Genomic DNA, 18,642 nt, shown 5'->3' with positions numbered 1-18,642 from the left:
CGGCCGCTCGCCCGGCGCGCTAGATGATCAGGCTGAGCGGCATGATCAGGGCGATGGCGACCACCGAGATCACCGTCTCCATCACCGACCAGGACTTCAGCGTCTGCCCGACGCTCATCCCGAAGTACTCCTTCACCAGCCAGAAGCCGGCGTCGTTGACGTGCGAGAGGAACAGCGAGCCGGCGCCGATCGCGAGCACCAGCAGGGCCGCGTGGGTCGAGGACATGTCGGCGGCGAGCGGGGAGACGATGCCGGCCGCGGTGATCGTGGCGACCGTCGCCGAGCCGGTGGCCAGGCGGATCAGCACGGCGATCAGCCAGCCCAGCAGCAGCGCCGAGATGTGCCACTTGCCGGACCACTCGCTCACCGCGTTGCCGACGCCCACGTCGATCAGGGTCTGCTTGAAGCCGCCGCCCGCGCCCACGATGAACACGATGCCGGCGATCGGGCCGAGCGACTTGCCGACGGTGTCGGAGATCCGGGCCTTGTCGAAGCCGGCCGCCTTGCCGAGGGTCACCATGCCGAGCAGGGTCGCGGCGAGCAGTGCGATCAGCGGGGAGCCGATGAAGTCGAACACCCGCTGGCCGAGCGCCTTCGGGTCGTCGATGACCACGTCGGCCAGTGCCTTGCCGAGCATCAGCACGACGGGCAGCAGGATGGTGGCCAGCACCGCGGCGAACGACGGGGTGCGGTCGTGCTTGGTCGTCTCCTCGGGCGCGGTGGCCGCCGGGATCTCCAGCGGGCCGACCCAGCGCTCGGCGAGCCGCGCGAACAGCGGGCCGGCGATGATCAGGGTCGGGACGGCGATCAGCAGGCCGAGCGCCAGGGTGATGCCGAGGTCGGCCTTCAGCGCGTCGACGGCGACCAGCGGGCCCGGGTGCGGGGGCACCAGGCCGTGCAGCACCGACAGTCCGGCCAGGGCCGGGATGCCGACCCGCATCAGCGGCACGTTGCCGCGGCGGGCGACCAGCAGCACGATCGGGATCAGCAGGACCACGCCGACCTCGAAGAACAGCGGCAGGCCGAGCACGGCCGCGATCAGCGCCATCGCCCAGGGCAGCGCCTTGTTGCCGGTGCGGGAGAGCACGGTGTCGGCGATGATGTTGGCGCCGCCGGAGTCGGCGAGCAGCTTGCCGAGCATCGCGCCGAGGCCGATCAGCAGGCCGACGCTGGCGACGGTGGAGCCGAAGCCCGTGGAGAAGCTGCTGAGCAGCTTGTCGAAGGGGGCACCCGCGACGGCGGCCAGCAGACCGGAGCCGAGCGTGAGGGCGAGGAACGGGTGCAGCTTCAGCTTGGTAATCAGTACGACGATCGCACCGATGCTGAGCAGCACCGCGATCAGCAGCTGGGAGTCGCTGCTGGTGTGCGGCAGGACCGGTGGGGCGGCCGCCAGCAGGGTGGGGGCAATGCTCACGCGAGGTCTCCATTGACGGGCCGCAGCAGCGCCGCGGCCATCTCGACGAGTTCTTCGGGGGACGGGCCGACGTCCAGGACGCCGCCGCGCTCGTCCGCCGCCAGGGGTTCCAGGGCGGCGTACTGCGAGTCGAGCAGCGAGGACGGCATGAAGTGGCCGGTGCGGTGGCTGAGCCGGTCCTCGACCAGCTCGTGACCACCGCTGAGGTGCAGGAAGTAGGCACCCGGGCAGGCCGCGCGCAGGGTGTCGCGATAGCGGTGCTTCAGCGCCGAGCAGGTGACCACACCGCCGGTGCCGGCCTCGGTCCGCTCCTTGAGCCAGGCGCCGATGGCGCGCAGCCAGGGGGCGCGGTCCTCGTCGTCCAGCGGGATTCCCTCGGACATCTTGGCGATGTTGGCCGCGGGGTGGAAGTCGTCCGCCTCGGCGAAGGGGAGGTCGAGGCGGTCCGCCAGCATGCGGGCCAGGGTGGTCTTGCCGACGCCCGAGACGCCCATCACCACGACGGTGAGAGGGGTCGTCGGAAGGTCGTGGTTCTCGACGCTGAGAGCCATGGGGTGGTGCTCCTTCGTTGCCTGGCCGCCACTATCGCCTCAAAGATATGACGTATTCAAGTGACGGAAACCAAATCGTCATACTTTTATGGTGTGGTCTGGGTCGCAGGGCGACGTGAGCACCCAAGGGGCGGGCGTCTACGCTGGGCGGATGGAGATCCAGGGGCTGCCCGGGCGGCTGCTTGACGAGCTCGGGCCGGCGATCGCGTCGGGGGAGATCCCCGAGGGGGCAGTACTGCGCGGCGAGGAGCTGGAGGGCCGCTTCGGGGTGTCCCGGACGGTGGTCCGGGAAGCGGTGCGGATCCTGGAGGGGATGCGCATGGTGGCGTCCCGGCGGCGGGTCGGGATCACCGTGCAGCCGAAGTCCCTCTGGGACGTCTTCGACCCGATGGTGATCCGCTGGCGCCTGGCCGGTGCCGACCGCCCGGCCCAGCTGCGCTCGCTCGGCTCGCTGCGGGTGGCCGTCGAACCGGCCGCGGCCGCGCTCGCCGCCACCCACGCGAGCGACGACGACCGGCGCGCACTCAGCTCGCTGGCCGTGGACCTGACGGTCACCGCACGGGCCGCCAACCTGAACGCCTTCCTCGAACACGACATCGCCTTCCACTCCCTGGTGCTGCGCGCCTCCGGCAACGAGATGTTCGCCCACCTCGGGGACACCGTCGCGGCGGTGCTCACTGGCCGGACCGAGTACCATCTGATGCCCGATCAGCCGGAGCCGTACGCGATCCGGCTGCACCGCGAGGTCGCGGAGGCGATCTGCGCCCAGGACGCCGGCCACGCCGAGCGGGCGATGCGCACGATCGTGACCGGCGCGCTGGAGGAGCTCAACCTCCAGTTGGACTGAGCCGGGGGGGCTCGACCCGCCAGGATGACACGATTTGATGGCAGTTCGGAGGTTTCGGACGCATAGTCCTGGTTCGGCGGGGCAGAGTGAGCCGAAGGGGTGCGTTTCGTGTGCGCCCGTTCCGTATGCTTCACCTGCTCCACCGAACACGCGCCACGCGCCTGGGGGTCGTCCGATGTCCGTGCCACGCCGCCGCCGTCGCCGCCGTCTGCCCGACGAGGTGCGCGCCGCCGCAGTCCGGGCGGTGCTCTGCCTCTCCTTCACCCTGGTGGGCGTCGTGGTGGCGACCTTGGCCTCGTACGCGGGCAGTTGGCTGCTGACGCCCGCTCTGCTCGCGATGGGGCTCGGGGTGTTCGGCACCATGTGGTGCCTGCTGGAGATCCTGATCTCCCGCCAGATCGCGGCCCAGCGGATGCGGGCCCCGGGCTCCGCGCACCCGATGGCGGGCAGTCGGGGGCCCGCCGGACCGCCGGCCGCCCGGCCGCTCCCCCGGCCCGACTCCTCCTCGGTCTACCGGCAGCCGTACGAGTCGGCGCAGCCACAGCCCCAGCCGTACGGCGGCGCGGGGCAGCAGGGGCCGTACGGGCCCGGCCGGCAGCCGAACCAGTACCAACAGCCGTACCAGCAGCCGCGCCCGGGACCGCAGCAGCAGCCGCCGCGCCAGGCCCGGGTGCAGCCCAACCACCCGTAGCCGCCCGGCCGGTCAGTCCCGGAGCGGCAGCGCCCGGTAGTGGGTGGCGAGCCGGCGCTCCCCGTCCAGGACGTGGAAGGCCAGCATCGGCGGGTGGTCGAAGGAGATGCCGCGCCCGCCCTCGCAGGGCAGCGTGACGGTGGAGACGACACCGGGGGCGATCAGCAGCGGCAGCCCGGCGAAGGCGGTCGCCACCGGGGTGTGCGAGTGGCCGCAGAACAGCGCGGCCACCCGGGGGTGCCGGCGCAGCACCCGCTCCAGCCGCGCCTCCCCGAACTGGCGGATCGGGTCGACGAACGGCACGTACAGCTCCACCGGCGGGTGGTGGAAGGCCACCAGGGCGGGCAACTCGCCGCGCCCCTCGGCGAGTTGGGTGTCCAGCCAGTCCAGCGTCGGCTCGTCCAGCAGGCCGTCGTCCCGCCCGGGCACGGAGGAGTCGAGCATCAGCACGTCGGCGCCGGGCAGCCGGTGCAGCCGGTTGACCGGCTCCTCCCCCGGCGCCTCGCCGAGCAGCACCTCCCGGTAGGGCGAGCGGCGGTCGTGGTTGCCGGGGCAGGTGAGCACCGGATGCCGGGAGGACAGCACCTCGGCGACCTCCCGGTACTCCTCCGGCAGGCCGTGGTCGGCGAGGTCGCCGGTGACGAACACCGCGTCCAGCGGGCCGGGCAGGGCGTCGAGGTACGCCATCACCTGCTCGGCCCGCCGCCGGGCGCGCTTGCCACCGTCCCGGGCGTGGACCTGTCCGAGGTGGATGTCACTGAGGTGCGCGATCGTCAGCATGCCCGTCACGCTAGCCAGTTCACGACTGGGCGGGAACCTCCGCGGGGCGCTTGAACATCCGGGTCGCGGTGATCTCGCCGTGGATGGTCGGGCCGTCCGGGTCCGGCGCGGCGGGCAGGCCCGGGCGCAGGTGCTCCTCGACCGAGATGTACTTGAGGCCGGCCCGCAGGTCGGCGTCGTTGCGCAGACGGATCACCAGGGGGAACTCGGCCAGCGCGGTCGTGTCGAACAGGCCGGTGGTGTAGATGAGCTGGACGCCGAGGGCGTCGGCCACGGCCCGCTGGAGCTCCAGCAGGTAGGTGGCGTTGGCGCGGCCGATCGGGTTGTCCAGGAACAGCGTGCCGGCGTGCCGCAGCTGGGACTGGCCCCGATCGTTGGCGCGCAGCGCGGCCATCGTGCAGTACAGCGCGATGGCCGCGGTGAGCAGCTGGCCGCCGGAGAAGACGTCGGACATCTGGCCGACGCTCACCCGCTCGGCACGCAGCACCGCGTCGGGCTTGAGGATCTCGACGCTGACGCCCTTGGGGCCGATCGCGGCGGCGACCCCGCGCAGCAGCAGGGACATGCCGTCGCGGCGCAGGTCGCTGTTCTTCTTGACGGCGGCGCGGGTGGCCTCGTCGATGACCTCGCCCAGGCGTTCGACCAGGGTGGCGTGGTCCGGGTCCTCGAAGCGGATCCGGAGGAACTCCTGGCCGGACCACTCCCCCAGGCCCTCGGGCAGCCGGGACAGCCGCTGGGCGGCGCGCAGGGTGGTGAGCGAGGACTCGACCAGGCCGCGCAGCCGGTCCACGATCGAGCCGCGGTTCTTCTCCAGCTGGGCGAGTTCGTCGGTGAGCACCCGCAGCCGGGGCGCGAAGGCCGCGGCCCAGGCGGCGGCGTGCTCGGGCAGCGCGGAGGCGGGCAGTTCGCGGATCTGCTGGCGGGCGGGGGTGCGTACGGCCTCGTAGCGGGCCGCGTTGGCGTGCCGGACGAGGGCGTCGGCGGCGTCGCGGACGGCGAGTTCGGAGGAGGACAGCTCGCCGGCGGCGGTGCGCAGGGCGCGGCGGGCCTCGGTGACGCCGGTGCGGGCCTCGGCCAGCGAGCCCAGGTACGGCTCGACCGCGTCGTCCGGGTCCTCCTGGTTGTCGCGCAGGCCGTCGCGCAGCTGGCCGGCCAGCTCGTCGAAGTCGGCGGCGGAGGCCTGGGCGGTGTCGAAGGTGCGCTGGAGGTCGGCGTGGGCGGTGCGGGCGGCGTCCAGGGCCTCACGGCGCTCGGCGAGGCGGCTGGTGGCGGTGCGCAGCAGGGCCTGGGCGTGCTCCGGGTCGGTGGGGACGAGGTCCTCGGGCAGCTCGGTGTGCGCCTCGCCGTCGGCGGGGGCGGAGCGTTCGGCGTCGCCGCGCAGGCGGCCGAGCTGCTCGCTGGCGGCGGCGGAGCGGGCCTCGATGGTGGCGACCAGCTCCTCGGCGCGGGCAGCGGCGGCCTGGCGGGCCGGGCCGTCGGCGCCGTCGGGGCTGCCGAGGAGCTCCTCGGCGCGGGTGCGCACCTTGTTGGTGAGGCGGTCGAGTTCGGCCGCGGCGGCGGCCTCGTCGCCCTCGGCGCGGGCCTGTTCGGCGCGCAGGTCCGCGCCGACGCCGACCTTCTCGTACAGCTGGGACGCGGCGCGGTAGGCCTCGCGCAGGGCGGGCAGCGCGGCGGGGGCGGTCCCGTCGGGCTCGTCGGCCTGCTCGGCGGCGGGGATCTCGGCGCGTTCGGCGCGCAGCGCGCGGGCGGTGCGGCGGGCGTCGTCGGCGGCGCGCTGGGCGGCGCGGCGGTCCTCGTCGCAGGTGCGGGCGCGTTCGGCGCACAGCGCCTGGCGGCGGTCGCACTCGGCGGCGTCCTCGGCGAGTTCGCGCTGGCGGCGGGCCCAGTTGCCGCGCTCGCGCAGCCGGAAGGCGAGGCCGGAGAGGGCGTCGGCGCGGCGGCGGGCGCGCTGGGCGGCCTCGCGGTGCTCCTCGTGGGCGGAGGCCGCGGCGGCGTGGTCGGTCTCGGCCTCGTCGTGGTCGGCCCGCAGGGTGGCCAGGGCGGCGGCGGCCTGCTCGGCGTGCTCGCGGGCGGTCTCGGCGGCGGCGGCGAGTTCGGCGAGGGTGCCGGGCGGGCAGCTGGCGTGCCAGGACGCGAGGCGCGCGGCGAGGGCGCGGTCGGCGCCGAGGCGGCCGGCCAGTTCGCGGATGTGCTCCTCGCGGGCGCTCGCCCGGGCGCGCAGTTCGCGGCGCTCGCCGTCGGCGGCGGACTCGTCGTGCATGGCCGGGTTCGGCGGGACGAGGAAGAAGGCGGGCTCGTCGGTGATCGGGGCGACCAGCGAGGCGGCGGCGCCGACGGCGACGGTGGAGCGCGGCAGCAGGGCGGCGGCCTGCAGGGCCTCGCGGGCGCGCTCCAGCGAGGACGGGTCGGTGACGACGACGCCGTCGACCAGTTCGGGGCGGGCGGCGAGGATCGCCTCGTGGTCGGCCGGGTCGACGGACTGGGCGAGGTAGCGCCAGCCGGGCAGGGCCGGGATGCCGTGCTCGGCGAGGTACTCGACGGTGGCGAGCACGTCCGGGCCGGGCGGCAGCAGGCCGCCGTCGCCGAGGGCGGCGAGGATGCGGGAGTCGTCGGCGGCGGCCGTGCGGAGGTCGAACAGGGTGCGTTCGGCGGTGGCGATGGACTCGTCGAGGAGTTCGCGCAGGTACTCGGCGTTGCGGTCGAGCACGGTGGGGGTGAGGAAGCCGGCGTCCTCCTCGGCGCCCTCCTGGTAGGGGGTCAGGGAGAGCAGGTCGGCGAGGCGCTGCTCGGTGGCGAGCAGGGCGGCGGTGCGCTGTTCGGCGGCCAGCGAGCGGGCGGCGTCCTTGCGGGCGTCGCCGGCCCGTTCGGCGGCCAGTTCGGCGCGCGAGGTGGCGGCGGCGGCCTCGCGCAGCCGGGCGGCCGCGGACTCGGCGGAGGTGCGGGCCTGGGCGAGCGCGGCGGCGGCGGCCTTCTCGACGTCGGCGGCGTGCAGGGCGGCGCGGGCCGGGTCCACGTCGCCGTCGGCGTCGATGAAGCCGGCCTCGACGGCGGCCTCGGTCTCCTGCTCGACCTCGACGAGGCGCTGGCGCAGGTGCTCGGCCTCGCTGCGGGCCTTCTGGGCGGCGGTGGCGGCCTCGGTGGCGCCGGCCTGCGCCTTGCCGCCGTCCTCCTGGAGCTCTCCGGCGCGCTCCTCCTCGGTGTCGGCGCGGGACTCGGCGGCCGCGGCGGCGGACTCCAGGGCGCGGGCCAGGGCGGCCGCGGCGCGGGCGCGGGCGGCGAGCGCGGGGGCGGCGTCCAGTTCGGCCTCGCGGATGGCCGCGGCGACCCGGGTGACCCGGTCGGCGGCGGCGCGCTGGCGCAGCACCGCCTCGGCGGCCTGCCAGGCCGAGTGCAGGGTGCGGGCGTCGATGAGTTCGCGGCGCAACGCGGCGGCCTCGGCGGTGGCCGCGGTGAGGCTCAACGTGGCGTGCCGGTGGGTGAGTTCGTCGGTGATCAGGCTGTGCCGGGTGCGGTCGGCCTCGGCCGCGGTGACGGCGCTCGCGGCGGCGGCGACCTCGATGGCGAGGTCCTGGGCGCGGTCGCGTTCGGCGGTGGCGCGGGAGGCGAGGGCGTGGGCGAGGCGGCGGGTGCGGCGCTCCGCGGTGCGGTGGGCCTCGCGGACGGTCTCGCGGGCGGTGGTGGCCTCGGCGATGCGCTCCAGCAGGTCCAACGACCCCGCGGTGAAGTCGCGTTCGGCGGTGAGTTCGGCGCGGCGGCCGAGCTTGGCGGCGAAGCCGTGCACGAGGTCGGCGAGGCCGTCGGTGTCCCGGGTGTCGGTGACGGCGCGCAGCAGGAGGTCGGTGAAGTCGCTGTCGTGCTTGACCGCGAAGAGGCCGGCCGCCTCGCCCTCGTCGGCGTTCATCTCGCGCTGGTAGCGGAAGAGTTCGGGGTCGAGGCCGAGCTCGCCGAGGTGCTCGGTCCAGCGGTCGTGGCCGTCCTCGAAGACCAGGTCGAGGTGGGGGTGGGCCTTGCCGGCCTCGGTGAGGGCGTCGCGGAAGCCCTTCATGGTGCGGCGGCGGCCGCGGGCCTTCTGGTCGCCGGCCAGGCTGACCCGTTCGGCGACCGGCAGCGAGTCGAGGGTCAGGCCGGCGCCGGGGCGGAAGGAGTACCAGGTCTCGGCGAACTTGCGCGGGTCGGAGGAGACCTGGCGTCCGCGCCACTCGCTGACCTTGCCGACCACGATCAGCTCGCCGGTGACGGTGTGCTGCCACTCCAGGGCGACGTGGCCGCAGTCGTCGGCGAGCAGGAACTTGCGCAGCACGCCGGAGCTGGCGCCGCCGAGGGTGTTGCGGTGGCCGGGGAGCATCACCGAGAAGATCAGCTTGAGCAGGACGGACTTGCCGCCGCCGTTCTCCAGGAAGAGCACGCCCGCGGGGGCGGGTCGGCGGACCGGGCCGTCGACGTCCTCGCCGAACAGGCCGATCTGCTGCGGGGCCGGGTCGGCGACCGGCTCGCCGACGCCGCGCAGGTCGAGCACCGTGTCGGCGTAGCGGGCGCCGGCCGGTCCGATCGAGTAGAGGCGGACCCGGTTGAGCTCGTACATGTGCGGCGGTTCTCCGTGGCTTGCGTGGCGTGAGGGACGGGCGGCGGGCCGGCCCGGGCGGGTGGTCCGGGGCCGGCGCGGTGGGCGCGGAGCGGGTGGGCTCGGAGCGCCGGGGCTCAGAGCGAGTGGAAGGGCAGCCCCGCGTCGGCGACCAGTTCGTCGCCGGTGTCGGGCGGCAGCAGGCTGGCGGTGCCGTCGGAGACCGGGACGATGCCGAGGTCGAGCAGTTCGGCCATCGCGGCGCTGCCGGCCAGGTCGCGCACCTGGAGCTGGTAGCGGGCGGTGGTGCGGTAGGTGCCGCCGGAATCGTCGGAGACCTTCTGGAGGAAGCCGGAGTCGACCAGGAACATCACGGCCTTGGCGACGATGCCGATGGTGGAGCCGGAGAGCCGGCGGGCGTCCTTGGTGGCGCCGGTGGCGGTGCGCCGGGCCCAGACCCGCCAGGCGGCCTCCAGGCCGGGGGCGTCGGAGGCCGGGTCGGTGTTGGCCCCCTCGGCGTCGGCCTGCTCCTCCAGGCGGCGGCAGGCCTGGCGGACGAAGGAGTCGACGCCGTTGACGGTGATCCGGCCGAGGTACCCGTCGTCGGCGAGGTCCTCGGGGCGGGGGAAGGCCATCGCGGCGACGGCCAGGTGGGCGAGGCCGTGCAGGAAGCGGTCGGTGGACTCGGAGGCGGCGCGGCGCGAGTAGTCGCCCATCCGGACGGCGAACAGCGAATCCTCGGCGGCGGCCACGGCCATGCCGGCCCGCGGGGAGACCTCCAGGACGACCAGGCCCATGCCGGTGGCGATGGCGTCGGCGAGGCGGGCGAAGGGTGGGTCCTCGCGGTGGCGGCGCACCAGCTCGGCGTACTCGGCGTCCCGCGCGGGCAGCAGCTTGGCCTGGAGGCCGAAGGAGACCAGCCGGGCGGCGTCCGCGACATCGGCCGGGGTGATCGGCGCGGGGGCCGCGGGTTCGCTCTCGGCCGCCCAGGACGTGTCGTGGTGGGTCGTCACGGGCGGTGCTCCTCGGGGGTGGCGCGGTGGTTACGGTTCGTCAAGGTCGTTTCCGGCAGGTCTCGTCGCGGGGTGCTTCCCGGCCGGTCAGCCGGCATCCTTGCGGTCGGCGGCCATGCCGACCGCGTCGAGCAGGGCGCTGCCGACGATCAGGTCGGCGCCGCCGAACTCCGGGTCGCGCAGCGGGGTGCCGTCGTCCACGGCGAACAGCAGCCGCTCCTCGCCCTGGCGGTAGGCGGTGCCGACCGGCGGGCTGGCCGCGTGCACGGCGAGCAGGGCGACCAGGTACGGGAGGTCCGGGTCCTGCTTGCGGGCGTCGGCGAGCAGGCCGGAGAGCCGCCGGGGGGCGTCCGGGGGCAGGTCGAGCAGGATCGTCGCGGACTCCAGCTGGGCCTCGGAGAAGCGGCTGTCGTCCGGGGTGGCGACGAGGTCCGGGTCGGGCAGCTCGGCGCCGAGGTGCTCGCGTTCGACCGGCGGGGTGAGCAGCAGGTCGACGAGGTCGGCGACCCGGACCGAGACCGGGGTGCGCAGACCGGCGCCGCGGGCGAAGAACGCGCCGGTGGGGCGGACGGCCTGCTCTATCGGCAGCCGCAGCACGGGGGCGAGCAGCTGCCCGTAGAGGTCGATGCCGCTGCGGGCGCCGGGGGCGGCGAAGGCCTGCCGGTCCTGCTCGGCGCGGAACAGCGGACCGGCCTCCAGGAGGCGGGTCTGGAGCTGGGTGTGGCGGCGGATGCAGTCCTTGACGATGTCGACCAGCTCGGCGGCGCGGCGCTTGTGCTCCGGGTCCTCGGCCTCGTCGCGGGCCTTGCGGATGTTGGTGAGAATCGCGTTCTCGTGCCGGTAGCGGTCCGCGATGTGGTCCAGCGCCTCCTCGATGAGGTCCGGAACGGCGCGCATCCAGTCGACCGCCCGGACGTTGCGGCGGGTGGCGTCCAGGGCGCGGCGCAGCGTCTCGGCGTACTGGACGGTGCGGTAGCGGGCCTGCTCGGCGGCGAGCTGGGCGTCGGCCAGGCGGCCGCGGCGGATCAGCACCTCCAGCTTGACCTCGGCGGCGATCTGGGCCGAGGTGACGTCGGTGTCGAGCGCGCCGACCAGGACGTTGACCGCCTCGTCGGTGGTGCGCAGGTAGACGCCGCCATCGGGGCCGGGGACCTCTTCGATCAGCTTGAAGTCGTAGTCGCGGCGGACGTACTCGCCGTCCGCGCCGAAGGTGCCGTAGACGGCGCGGAAGCCGCGGTCCACGCTGCCGACGTTGATCAGCGACTCCAGCACCCAGCGGGCGACCCGCTCGTGCTCGACGGCGGGGCGGCCGACGGCCTGGGCGGCGACCCGGGGCAGCAGCCGGGCGAGCACCGTGTCGCGGTCGGCCCCGGTGTCGAAGTCCATGTTCAGGGTGACCAGGTCGATCGCGGCGAGACCGACCTCGGCCATCGCGTAGCCGCCGTACTCGCCGGCCAGGTTGACCTTGCGGTTGTCCAGGTCGTGCAGCGGGGCGGTGCAGGCCAGCGCCTTGAGCCGGCGGGCCAGGCCCTCGTCGGCGGCGGGGCCGGGCGCGGGGCGCGCGACGGCCGGGCCGGCGGGAGGACGGAGGCCGGGCTCGGTGGGCGGGTCTGCGATGGCGGTCACGGAGGACAAGATTAGAGGTTCGCACCGACATCGACCGAAACGGACCTTGCGGACGGGCGGAGCGGCAGGTGGGCGGCGGTGCGAAGGGCCGATTCAGAACACCGTTTCGATGGAATTCCGCCATTCTCGAACCGGCATTCGAGAAAACCGTGAGGGCGACGCGTTGGTTCGGTGATGATCGACCTATGATCACCCGACTGGCCAAAGCGGGCCTCACCGCCGCGCTGTCCGTGACCACCTTCGCCACCGGCGCCGCCCTCGCCACCGGCGCCACGGCCGGCGCGACACCGGCCGCCGCCCGGCAGACGTCGACCTCCGCCCAGCACGTGACCGTGTCGCAGAACGGGAACTACCCGGGCGGCTTCTTCACCACCGGCAACATGTCGGTGGACTGGACCGCGTCGGGCACCGCGGACCTGACCGGACCGACGCACATCACCCTGGACCTGCCGCCGGGCGTCACCACCGACGGCGCGATGTTCTTCCCCGCCCCGAAGGACTACACCTTCACCACGACCCTCTCCCCCGACCACCGCCACCTGGAGGCCGTGTTCACCGCCACCCGGGCACCCGGGTCGTACAACTTCATGAAGCTCAACCTGGCCACCACGCCCGGGGTGCCGATCGCCGGCGTGATCACCGCCACGGTCGCCAACCCGAACGACACCGACCCGACCGGGCACGTGTCCGGCTACGACCTCGGCAGCAAGAGCTTCCTGCCCGCGACCGTCCAGGCCGCACCGGCCGTCTCCGGCCTCGACACCACCACCGGCCCGGCCGCGGGCGGCACCGCGGTGACCGTCAGCGGCAGCAACCTGGCCAACGGCATGGTGCTGGTCGGCGGCCTCCCGGCACCCGGCCGCTGCACCGACACCTCGTGCACGGTGACCACGCCCGCGGGCTCGGGCAGCGCCCCGGTCAGCGTGGTGACGCCCGGCGGCACGGCCGCCGCACCGGCCGCCTTCGACTACACCGGCACCCCGCCGACCCCGGCCGCGCCGACGGTCGGCGCCCTCTACGACACCTCCGGCCCGGTCGCCGGCGGCACCCGGGTGACGGTGTCCGGCAGCAACCTGACGTACGGGACGGTGGCCTTCGGCGGGGTGCCGGCCACCCACGTCTCCTGCGGGCCGTCCTACTGCACGGCCACGGCCCCGGCGGGCGCGCAGCCCGGGCCGGTGGACGTGACGGTCACCACGGCGGGAGGGACGAGCGCGCCGGTGACGTACACCTACACGGTGTAACGGTTCGGGCGGCGTGCCGCCCGCCGTCGGTGCCCGGGCTCCTCGGAGTCCGGGCACCGCTGCGTTCCGAGCCGGGCCGGGGCCGGACTGGGCCAGGGCCGGGGCCGGGGCCGGGGCCACTCGGAGGGCTAGTTGAACACGTTCAAAAGATGGGTCTAGAGTCGGTTCCGCGCAGGCGGGACAAGGCTCCGTCCGCACTTCGGCATGCTCGGCATGCCCGGCATCATGGAGGTGGGCGAGATGGACGGCGACTCCGCGGTCATCCTTCGCAAGGTCCGGCGGTGGCTCTGGCTCTTCCTGGTCTGCCTGGTGCTCAGCGGCCTCACCGCGTTCCCGCTGGAGACCGAGACCCGCTGGCTGGTCGACTTCGCCTCCGGCCCGGCCGCACCGCTGAGCGACCGCCTCCCCGCCGCGATGGACTGGCTCGAACGGGTCCACGCCGGCGTCGCCGAGACCAACGCGCGCTACCCCTTCCTGGCCTACGGCACCGACTGGCTGGCCTTCGCCCACCTGGTGATCGCCGCCGCCTTCCGGGGTCCGCTCAGGGACCCGGTCCGCAACATCTGGGTGATCCGCTGGGCCGTGCTCGCCTGCGCCGGCGTCATTCCGCTGGCACTGATCTGCGGGCCGCTGCGCGGGATTCCATTGACATGGAGATTCATCGACATGTCGTTCGGGGTCTTCGGCGTCGTGCCGCTCCTGATCGTGCTGCGGGCACTGCGCCCACTGGAGCGGTCCTTCCGGATGCCGGTGACCGCCGGCTGAACCGGGCACCCCGCACCGCGGCGCGGCCCCGCAGTCCCCGTCGCCGCCCCGCGCGGCGCCGCCCCGGGGCGTGCGCCCCTGGCCACACGCCCCGGGGCGGCGGGCCACCGGGTCACGGGCAACGGCCTTCATCCGCAGGCCCTACCATCTGGCTCAACAGCTGCTGGGAGGCGGACGGGCGTGGCCGATGCGGTGATCGATCTCAATGCGGACCTCGGCGAGGGGTTCGGACGCTGGACCCTGACCGACGACGAGGCGCTGCTCTCCGTGGTGACCAGTGCCAACGTCGCCTGCGGGTTCCACGCCGGGGACCCGTCGACGATGCGCCGGGTCTGCTCCCTGGCCGCCGAGCGCGGTGTCCGGATCGGCGCCCAGGTCTCCTACCGCGACCTGGCCGGATTCGGCCGCCGCGCGATGGACGTCCCCCCGGAGGAGCTCGCCGACGAGATCGCGTACCAGATCGGCGCCCTCCAGGTGTTCGCCCGCGCGGCCGGATCCAAGGTCTCCTACGTCAAACCGCACGGCGCCCTCTACAACCGGGTGGTCGGCGACTCCGAGCAGGCCGAGGCCGTGGTGGCCGGAGTGCTGCGGGCCGGCGCGGTCTGCGACGGCCCGCTGCCGGTGCTGGGCCTGCCGGGCTCGCTGCTGCTGGAGGTGGCCGAGGGCGTCGGCCTCCCGGTGGTCGCCGAGGCCTTCGCGGACCGCGCGTACACCCGCACCGGCGCCCTCGTGCCGCGCCGCGAGCCGGACGCCGTCGTGCACGACCCCGAGTCGGTCATCACCCGGGCCGTCGGCATCGCCCGGGACGGCACGGTGGAGGCCGCCGGCGGCGAGCGGATCCCCGTCGAGGCCCGCTCGCTCTGCGTCCACGGCGACACCCCCGGTGCCGCCCAGCTCGCCTGGCGGATCCGGGGCGCCCTGGCCTCCGCCGGGGTCCGGGTGGAGGCCTTCACGTGACGGTCGGAGCCGTGCGCCGGGTCGGTGAACGGGCGCTGCTGGTCGAACTGCCCGGGACGGCCGAGGTGGCGGCGCTGTACGGCTGGCTGGGCGAGCGCCGGGAGGCCGGGGAGATCGGCGCGGTGGAGGAGCTGGTGCCGGCCGCGCGCACCCTGCTGCTGGACGGCGTCGCGGACGTCGACGCGGTGGCGGCGCTGCTGCGCACCGCCCGCCCGGTGGCGGCCGGGGCGGCGCGCGGGCCGCTGGTGGAGGTCCCGACCGTGTACGACGGCGCCGACCTGGCCGAGGTCGCCGCACTGTGGGAGGTGTCCGAGGAAGCCGCCGTACGGATCCACACCGAGCCCGAGTACGTCGTCGCGTTCTGCGGCTTCGCCCCCGGCTTCGGCTACCTCACCGGGCTCCCGGCACGGTTCGACGTGCCGCGCCGGGCCACCCCGCGCAGTTCCGTCCCGGCCGGCTCGGTCGCCCTGGCCGGCCCGTACACCGGGGTCTACCCGCACCCCTCCCCCGGCGGCTGGCAGCTGGTCGGCCGCACGGCACTCCCGCTGTGGGACACCGACCGCGAGCCCCCGGCCCTGCTGTCCCCGGGCACCCGGGTCCGGTTCACCGCGGAACGGGCCTGAGGAGACGCCGAGTTGAACGAACTGGTGGTGGTACGGCCGGGGCCGCTGACCACGGTCCAGGACCTCGGGCGGCGCGGAGTCGCCCACCTCGGGGTGCCCAGGGCCGGGGCCCTGGACGAGCCGGCGCTGCGGGCGGCCAACCGGCTGGTGGGCAACGAACCCGGGACGGCCGGGCTGGAGACCACGCTCGGCGGGGTCGCGCTGCGCGCCGTCGGGACGGCGCTGGTCGCCGTCACCGGCGCTCCCTCACCCGTCCGGGTGGACGGCCGGCCGGTCGCCTGGGGTGCGCCGGTCGTGGTGCCGGCCGGATCCGTGGTCGAGGTCGGGGCCGCGACGGCCGGGGTGCGCGGCTACCTGGCGGTGGCCGGCGGGATCGCCGTCCCGGCGGTGCTCGGCAGCCGCTCGGCGGACCTGCTCTCCGGACTCGGGCCGGCCCCGCTGACCGCCGGGGACCGGCTGCCGGTCGGCGCCGCGCCGCCGTACCGGGCCCGGCCGGAGCTGGTGCCCATGCCCGCGCCCCCGACCGAACTGGTGCTGCGGCTGCGGCTCGGACCGCGCACGGACTGGTTCACCCCGGAGGCGGTGGCCCGGCTCGGACACGACCGGTACCTGGTCTCACCGACCGGAAACCGGGTCGGACTGCGCACCGAGGGGCCGCCGGTGGTCCGCGCCCGAGGCGGCGAACTGGCCAGCGAGGGCATGGTGTTGGGCGCGGTGCAGATTCCGCCGGACGGGCAGCCGGTGGTGTTCCTGGCCGACCACCCGACCACCGGCGGCTACCCGGTGGTCGGCGTCGTACCGGCCGCCGATCTCGCGGCCGCCGCCCAGGCCCGGCCGGGGACACCGGTGCGCTTCGTTCCCCTGCGGGAGCGCTGAGGGAGTTCCGGGCCCGAGCGGCGCCACGAGCGCCGAGGGCACCCACGAGCGCCGGGGGCTCGGCACACGCCGAGCTCAGCGCCCCAACAGCAGCTCGGCGATCGCGCGTTGGGCCGGATCGAACGCCGCGCCGCCCTCCTCGACCGTCCAGAGAGCGTTCTGCAGCACCCGGGCGAGCGTCCAGCCCGCCGCCACCCGGCGGTCCAGCTCCAGCACCTCCGTCACCAGGTCGAAGCGACGCCGCAGGGCCCGGGCGACGTCCCCGGTGGCCACCAGGTCCGCCCAGCGGTTGCGCAGCGCCGGAAGCAGCTCGAATCCGGGGTGTCCGGCCAGCGGTTTGGGATCGATGGCCAGCCAGGGCGCCCGGCCGCTGCCCGGGAGCGGGGCCAGCACGTTGCCGTAGTGCAGGTCCCAGTGCAGCAGGCGGTCGCCGGGATCGGCCCGGACCTCGCACAGGGCGGCCGCGCAGTCGGCGAGCAGCCGCCGTTCCGCCGGGTCGGCGAGGGCGGCGGCACCGGCCGGGGCCCGGTCCAGCAGGTCGCTCGCCGTGCCCGCCAACGTGCGCATCCCGGAGGGTGCCTGACGGGACGTCAACTCTCTGAGCAGTTCGGCGATCACCCGCAGCGCGGCGAGGTCGTCGGGCAGGTCGAGCAGGGAACGCCCCTGGTCCAGGCGCTCCAACAGCATTGAGCCGGTGGCCGGTTCGTGGTCGAGCAGCCGGACGGCACCCCGGCCGCCCCAGGCCGTCAGGGCGAGCGGCTCCCCCACCGTCTCCTCGTCCACGGGCTGGAGCTTGAGCACGGCCGGCACCCCGTCGGCCCGCAGCACGGGCAGCACCAGCCCGACCACCCCGTGCGCGGCCGGCCCGTCCAGGGCCAACTCCCAGCGGTCGAGCGACTCGACCGCCAGGGCGGGCAGTCGGGCCACCCAGGCACGCCCCTCGGCGCCGAGGAACTCCTCCAGGGACGCGGCGAGCGCGGGCGGGACCACGATGGACATCGGACGGGACTCCTCTGGGGCGGATTCACCTCAGCCTACGGCGAACCGCGACCGACACCCCCCCGGCCGCCCGCCTCCATTCCCCCGCGCGCTCACCCGCATCCGGTCACCCCTTCCCGAGGGCCTCCGCCGCGGCGGCCGCGAAGCCGTCCGGATTGTCGATCATGATGTTGTGCCCGCAGTCCGGCACCGCGACCACCCGTACGCCCGCGGTCCGGAGCTCACCGGCCCCCGTCGGCTCGCCGTCCGCCGCCGGGTGGAGGAAGGTGCGCGGAAGGTCGAGGCCGAGCAGCAGCTCGCGCATGGTCGGCTCGGTCGCCCGGGCGAGGTAGCGGGCGCTGCGGTGGAGCGCCTCGGGACCGGCCAGCCGCATGGTGGACCACCAGAACGGGCCGACCCGCTCGGCGACTTCGTCCCGCCCGCCGGCCAGGAACTCCGCCTCCCCGTAGGCCGCGATGCCGCTGCTGCCGGGCCGGCTCCGGTCGGGGTCGATCCGGTCCAGGTTGGCGTCCACCAGGAGCAGCCGCTCGACCAGGTGCGGGTGCCGCCGGGCGAGGACGACGGCGACCGCCCCGCCCATGCTGTGGCCGACCACCTCGACGCGGTCCGGACCGGCGGCCGTGACCGCCGCCGCGACCGCGTCCGCGTGCTCCTCCAGCGTGTAGCCGAAGTCCGTCGGACGGTCACTGAGGCCGAAGCCGAGCAGGTCCAACAGCAGCGAGCGCCGCCCGGCGAGCAGCGGGTGGGCGGCGACGGCCGCGAAGTAGGCCGGCGAGCTGGCGCCGAGCCCGTGCAGGTAGAGCCGGGCCGGCTCGGCGCCGGGCAGCTCGACCCAGCGGATCCGGTCGCCGTTCGGGGTGACGGGGGCCTCACGCATGCTCGATCGCTCCTCTTCCAGGGGGTCCGGCCTCGGCGGGCGCCGACAACGGACGCCGCGAAGGGCACCAGCGGTGGGCGCCGACTCCGGGGATTCCGGCGGACGGCCAGGACAATACATCGAATCCGAGGTATAGCGTAAACGAGATACCCATGCCCCGAGGGAAGGATCTGAGAGAGTGGCCCCATGCTGAAGCTCGCGATCCTCGGGTTCCTGTACGACCGCCCCCTCCACGGCTACGAGCTGCGCCGGCACCTCGCCGCACTCACCGGCCACGTCCGCCCGATCAGCGACGGCACGCTCTACCCCGCGATCAAGCGCCTGGAGGCGGACGGCCTGCTGGTCCGCGAGACCGAACCGGGCAGCGCCGCGGCACCCCGGCACACCCTGCACCTCACCGACGCCGGCCGCACCGCACTGCTCGACCGGCTGCGCGCACCCGAGCCGCTCGACGTCAGCGACGAGAACCGCTGGTTCACCCTGCTCGCCTTCCTGCGACACCTCGCCGACCCGGCCGCCCAGGCCGCCGTGCTCCGCCGCCGGCTGGACTTCCTCGCCGAGCCCGCGAGCTTCTTCTACGAGGGCGACCGCCCCGTCGGCGCCGAGGAGTTCGCCGACCCGTTCCGACGCGGCCTGCTCCTGGTCGCCCGCGCCACCACCGAGGCCGAACTCGCCTGGCTGCGGGCGACCCTGGCCGACCTGGAGGGCGGCGAGCGGTAGCCGGACCGGCGGGATCGTCGGCGCCCCGGACGGGCTGCCGTCGGCCGGGGACCTGGACGGCGGCACCTGGCTGGTCTGCGGAACCCTCCAGCCCGGCC

The 18,642-nt window shown here is 75.1% G+C and carries 16 protein-coding genes; 8 read left to right on the top strand and 8 right to left on the bottom strand.

Annotation, left to right across the window (positions count from 1 at the left end; genetic code table 11):
• Positions 1-19: 19 nt before the first annotated feature.
• Positions 20-1,408, bottom strand: a complete 1,389-nt coding sequence (locus ACWD4P_RS35115) for a GntT/GntP/DsdX family permease (RefSeq protein WP_449782423.1) — start codon at positions 1,406-1,408, stop codon at positions 20-22.
• A 2-nt stretch (positions 1,409-1,410) separates the two neighbouring features.
• Positions 1,411-1,965, bottom strand: a complete 555-nt coding sequence (locus ACWD4P_RS35110; protein WP_359830627.1) for a gluconokinase — start codon at positions 1,963-1,965, stop codon at positions 1,411-1,413.
• 151 nt (positions 1,966-2,116) lie between these two features.
• Between ACWD4P_RS35110 and ACWD4P_RS35105 the strand changes: the two genes are divergently transcribed.
• On the top strand, positions 2,117-2,812 hold the full coding sequence (locus tag ACWD4P_RS35105) for a FadR/GntR family transcriptional regulator (RefSeq protein ID WP_359830628.1): 696 nt from the start codon (positions 2,117-2,119) through the stop codon (positions 2,810-2,812).
• A gap of 175 nt (positions 2,813-2,987) precedes the next feature.
• Positions 2,988-3,503: a hypothetical protein gene (locus tag ACWD4P_RS35100; protein WP_359830630.1), complete on the top strand. Its 516-nt coding sequence runs from the start codon at positions 2,988-2,990 to the stop codon at positions 3,501-3,503.
• A 12-nt stretch (positions 3,504-3,515) separates the two neighbouring features.
• Here ACWD4P_RS35100 and ACWD4P_RS35095 read toward each other — a convergent pair whose 3' ends face one another.
• The 4 genes from ACWD4P_RS35095 to ACWD4P_RS35080 form a co-directional block, all read right to left on the bottom strand.
• Entirely contained in the window at positions 3,516-4,283 is a 768-nt protein-coding gene (locus tag ACWD4P_RS35095; protein ID WP_449782420.1) for a metallophosphoesterase, read from the bottom strand.
• A 19-nt stretch (positions 4,284-4,302) separates the two neighbouring features.
• A complete protein-coding gene (locus ACWD4P_RS35090; protein ID WP_449782419.1) occupies positions 4,303-8,865 on the bottom strand; it encodes a hypothetical protein in 4,563 nt (1,520 codons plus the stop codon).
• Positions 8,866-8,981: 116 nt separating this feature from the next.
• Entirely contained in the window at positions 8,982-9,857 is an 876-nt protein-coding gene (locus ACWD4P_RS35085) for a hypothetical protein (RefSeq protein WP_449782418.1), read from the bottom strand.
• 87 nt (positions 9,858-9,944) lie between these two features.
• Positions 9,945-11,483: a hypothetical protein gene (locus ACWD4P_RS35080; RefSeq protein ID WP_449782417.1), complete on the bottom strand. Its 1,539-nt coding sequence runs from the start codon at positions 11,481-11,483 to the stop codon at positions 9,945-9,947.
• Between the two features lie 185 nt (positions 11,484-11,668).
• Here ACWD4P_RS35080 and ACWD4P_RS35075 point away from each other — a divergent pair, with 185 nt between their 5' ends.
• The 5 genes from ACWD4P_RS35075 (at position 11,669) to ACWD4P_RS35055 (ending at position 15,948) form a co-directional block, all read left to right on the top strand.
• Positions 11,669-12,727 carry an IPT/TIG domain-containing protein gene (locus ACWD4P_RS35075; RefSeq protein WP_449782416.1) on the top strand — a complete coding sequence of 353 codons (1,059 nt, stop codon included), beginning with the start codon at positions 11,669-11,671 and terminating at the stop codon, positions 12,725-12,727.
• 213 nt (positions 12,728-12,940) lie between these two features.
• Positions 12,941-13,492, top strand: a complete 552-nt coding sequence (locus ACWD4P_RS35070) for a hypothetical protein (RefSeq protein WP_449782422.1) — start codon at positions 12,941-12,943, stop codon at positions 13,490-13,492.
• A gap of 192 nt (positions 13,493-13,684) precedes the next feature.
• A complete protein-coding gene (locus ACWD4P_RS35065; protein ID WP_449782421.1) occupies positions 13,685-14,449 on the top strand; it encodes a LamB/YcsF family protein in 765 nt (254 codons plus the stop codon).
• On the top strand, positions 14,446-15,072 hold the full coding sequence (pxpB, locus tag ACWD4P_RS35060) for a 5-oxoprolinase subunit PxpB (protein ID WP_449782415.1): 627 nt from the start codon (positions 14,446-14,448) through the stop codon (positions 15,070-15,072). Before ACWD4P_RS35065 ends, pxpB begins: the two co-directional genes overlap by 4 nt.
• 12 nt (positions 15,073-15,084) lie before the next feature.
• Complete coding sequence (locus ACWD4P_RS35055; RefSeq protein ID WP_449782414.1) at positions 15,085-15,948, top strand: 5-oxoprolinase subunit C family protein; 864 nt, start codon at positions 15,085-15,087, stop codon at positions 15,946-15,948.
• A gap of 75 nt (positions 15,949-16,023) precedes the next feature.
• Here the strand turns inward: ACWD4P_RS35055 and ACWD4P_RS35050 are convergent, their stop codons facing one another.
• Together ACWD4P_RS35050 and ACWD4P_RS35045 are read right to left on the bottom strand one after the other, a co-directional pair.
• The gene (locus ACWD4P_RS35050; RefSeq protein ID WP_449782413.1) at positions 16,024-16,947 is read right to left on the bottom strand and encodes an aminoglycoside phosphotransferase family protein; all 924 of its coding nucleotides are present in this window, start codon (positions 16,945-16,947) and stop codon (positions 16,024-16,026) included.
• A 106-nt stretch (positions 16,948-17,053) separates the two neighbouring features.
• The gene (locus ACWD4P_RS35045; RefSeq protein WP_449782412.1) at positions 17,054-17,824 is read right to left on the bottom strand and encodes an alpha/beta fold hydrolase; all 771 of its coding nucleotides are present in this window, start codon (positions 17,822-17,824) and stop codon (positions 17,054-17,056) included.
• 186 nt (positions 17,825-18,010) lie between these two features.
• Here ACWD4P_RS35045 and ACWD4P_RS35040 point away from each other — a divergent pair, with 186 nt between their 5' ends.
• Entirely contained in the window at positions 18,011-18,544 is a 534-nt protein-coding gene (locus ACWD4P_RS35040) for a PadR family transcriptional regulator (protein ID WP_359829234.1), read from the top strand.
• Positions 18,545-18,642 lie beyond the last annotated feature (98 nt).

The sequence above is a fragment of the Kitasatospora sp. NPDC002543 genome, assembly GCF_053594915.1.
The sequence above is the reverse complement of the archived record's forward strand: the minus strand, read 5'-3'. Positions and strand labels throughout refer to the sequence as shown.

What these genes read in the sequence shown, in the direction of transcription:
- ACWD4P_RS35045 (WP_449782412.1), bottom strand. Translation starts at nt 17,824, where the DNA reads ATGCGTGAGGCCCCCGTCACCCCGAACGGCGACCGGATCCGCTGGGTC.
- ACWD4P_RS35105 (WP_359830628.1), top strand. Translation starts at nt 2,117, where the DNA reads ATGGAGATCCAGGGGCTGCCCGGGCGGCTGCTTGACGAGCTCGGGCCG.
- ACWD4P_RS35075 (WP_449782416.1), top strand. Translation starts at nt 11,669, where the DNA reads ATGATCACCCGACTGGCCAAAGCGGGCCTCACCGCCGCGCTGTCCGTG.
- ACWD4P_RS35090 (WP_449782419.1), bottom strand. Translation starts at nt 8,865, where the DNA reads ATGTACGAGCTCAACCGGGTCCGCCTCTACTCGATCGGACCGGCCGGC.
- ACWD4P_RS35050 (WP_449782413.1), bottom strand. Translation starts at nt 16,947, where the DNA reads ATGTCCATCGTGGTCCCGCCCGCGCTCGCCGCGTCCCTGGAGGAGTTC.
- ACWD4P_RS35110 (WP_359830627.1), bottom strand. Translation starts at nt 1,965, where the DNA reads ATGGCTCTCAGCGTCGAGAACCACGACCTTCCGACGACCCCTCTCACC.
- ACWD4P_RS35100 (WP_359830630.1), top strand. Translation starts at nt 2,988, where the DNA reads ATGTCCGTGCCACGCCGCCGCCGTCGCCGCCGTCTGCCCGACGAGGTG.
- ACWD4P_RS35095 (WP_449782420.1), bottom strand. Translation starts at nt 4,283, where the DNA reads ATGCTGACGATCGCGCACCTCAGTGACATCCACCTCGGACAGGTCCAC.
- ACWD4P_RS35070 (WP_449782422.1), top strand. Translation starts at nt 12,941, where the DNA reads ATGCCCGGCATCATGGAGGTGGGCGAGATGGACGGCGACTCCGCGGTC.
- ACWD4P_RS35040 (WP_359829234.1), top strand. Translation starts at nt 18,011, where the DNA reads ATGCTGAAGCTCGCGATCCTCGGGTTCCTGTACGACCGCCCCCTCCAC.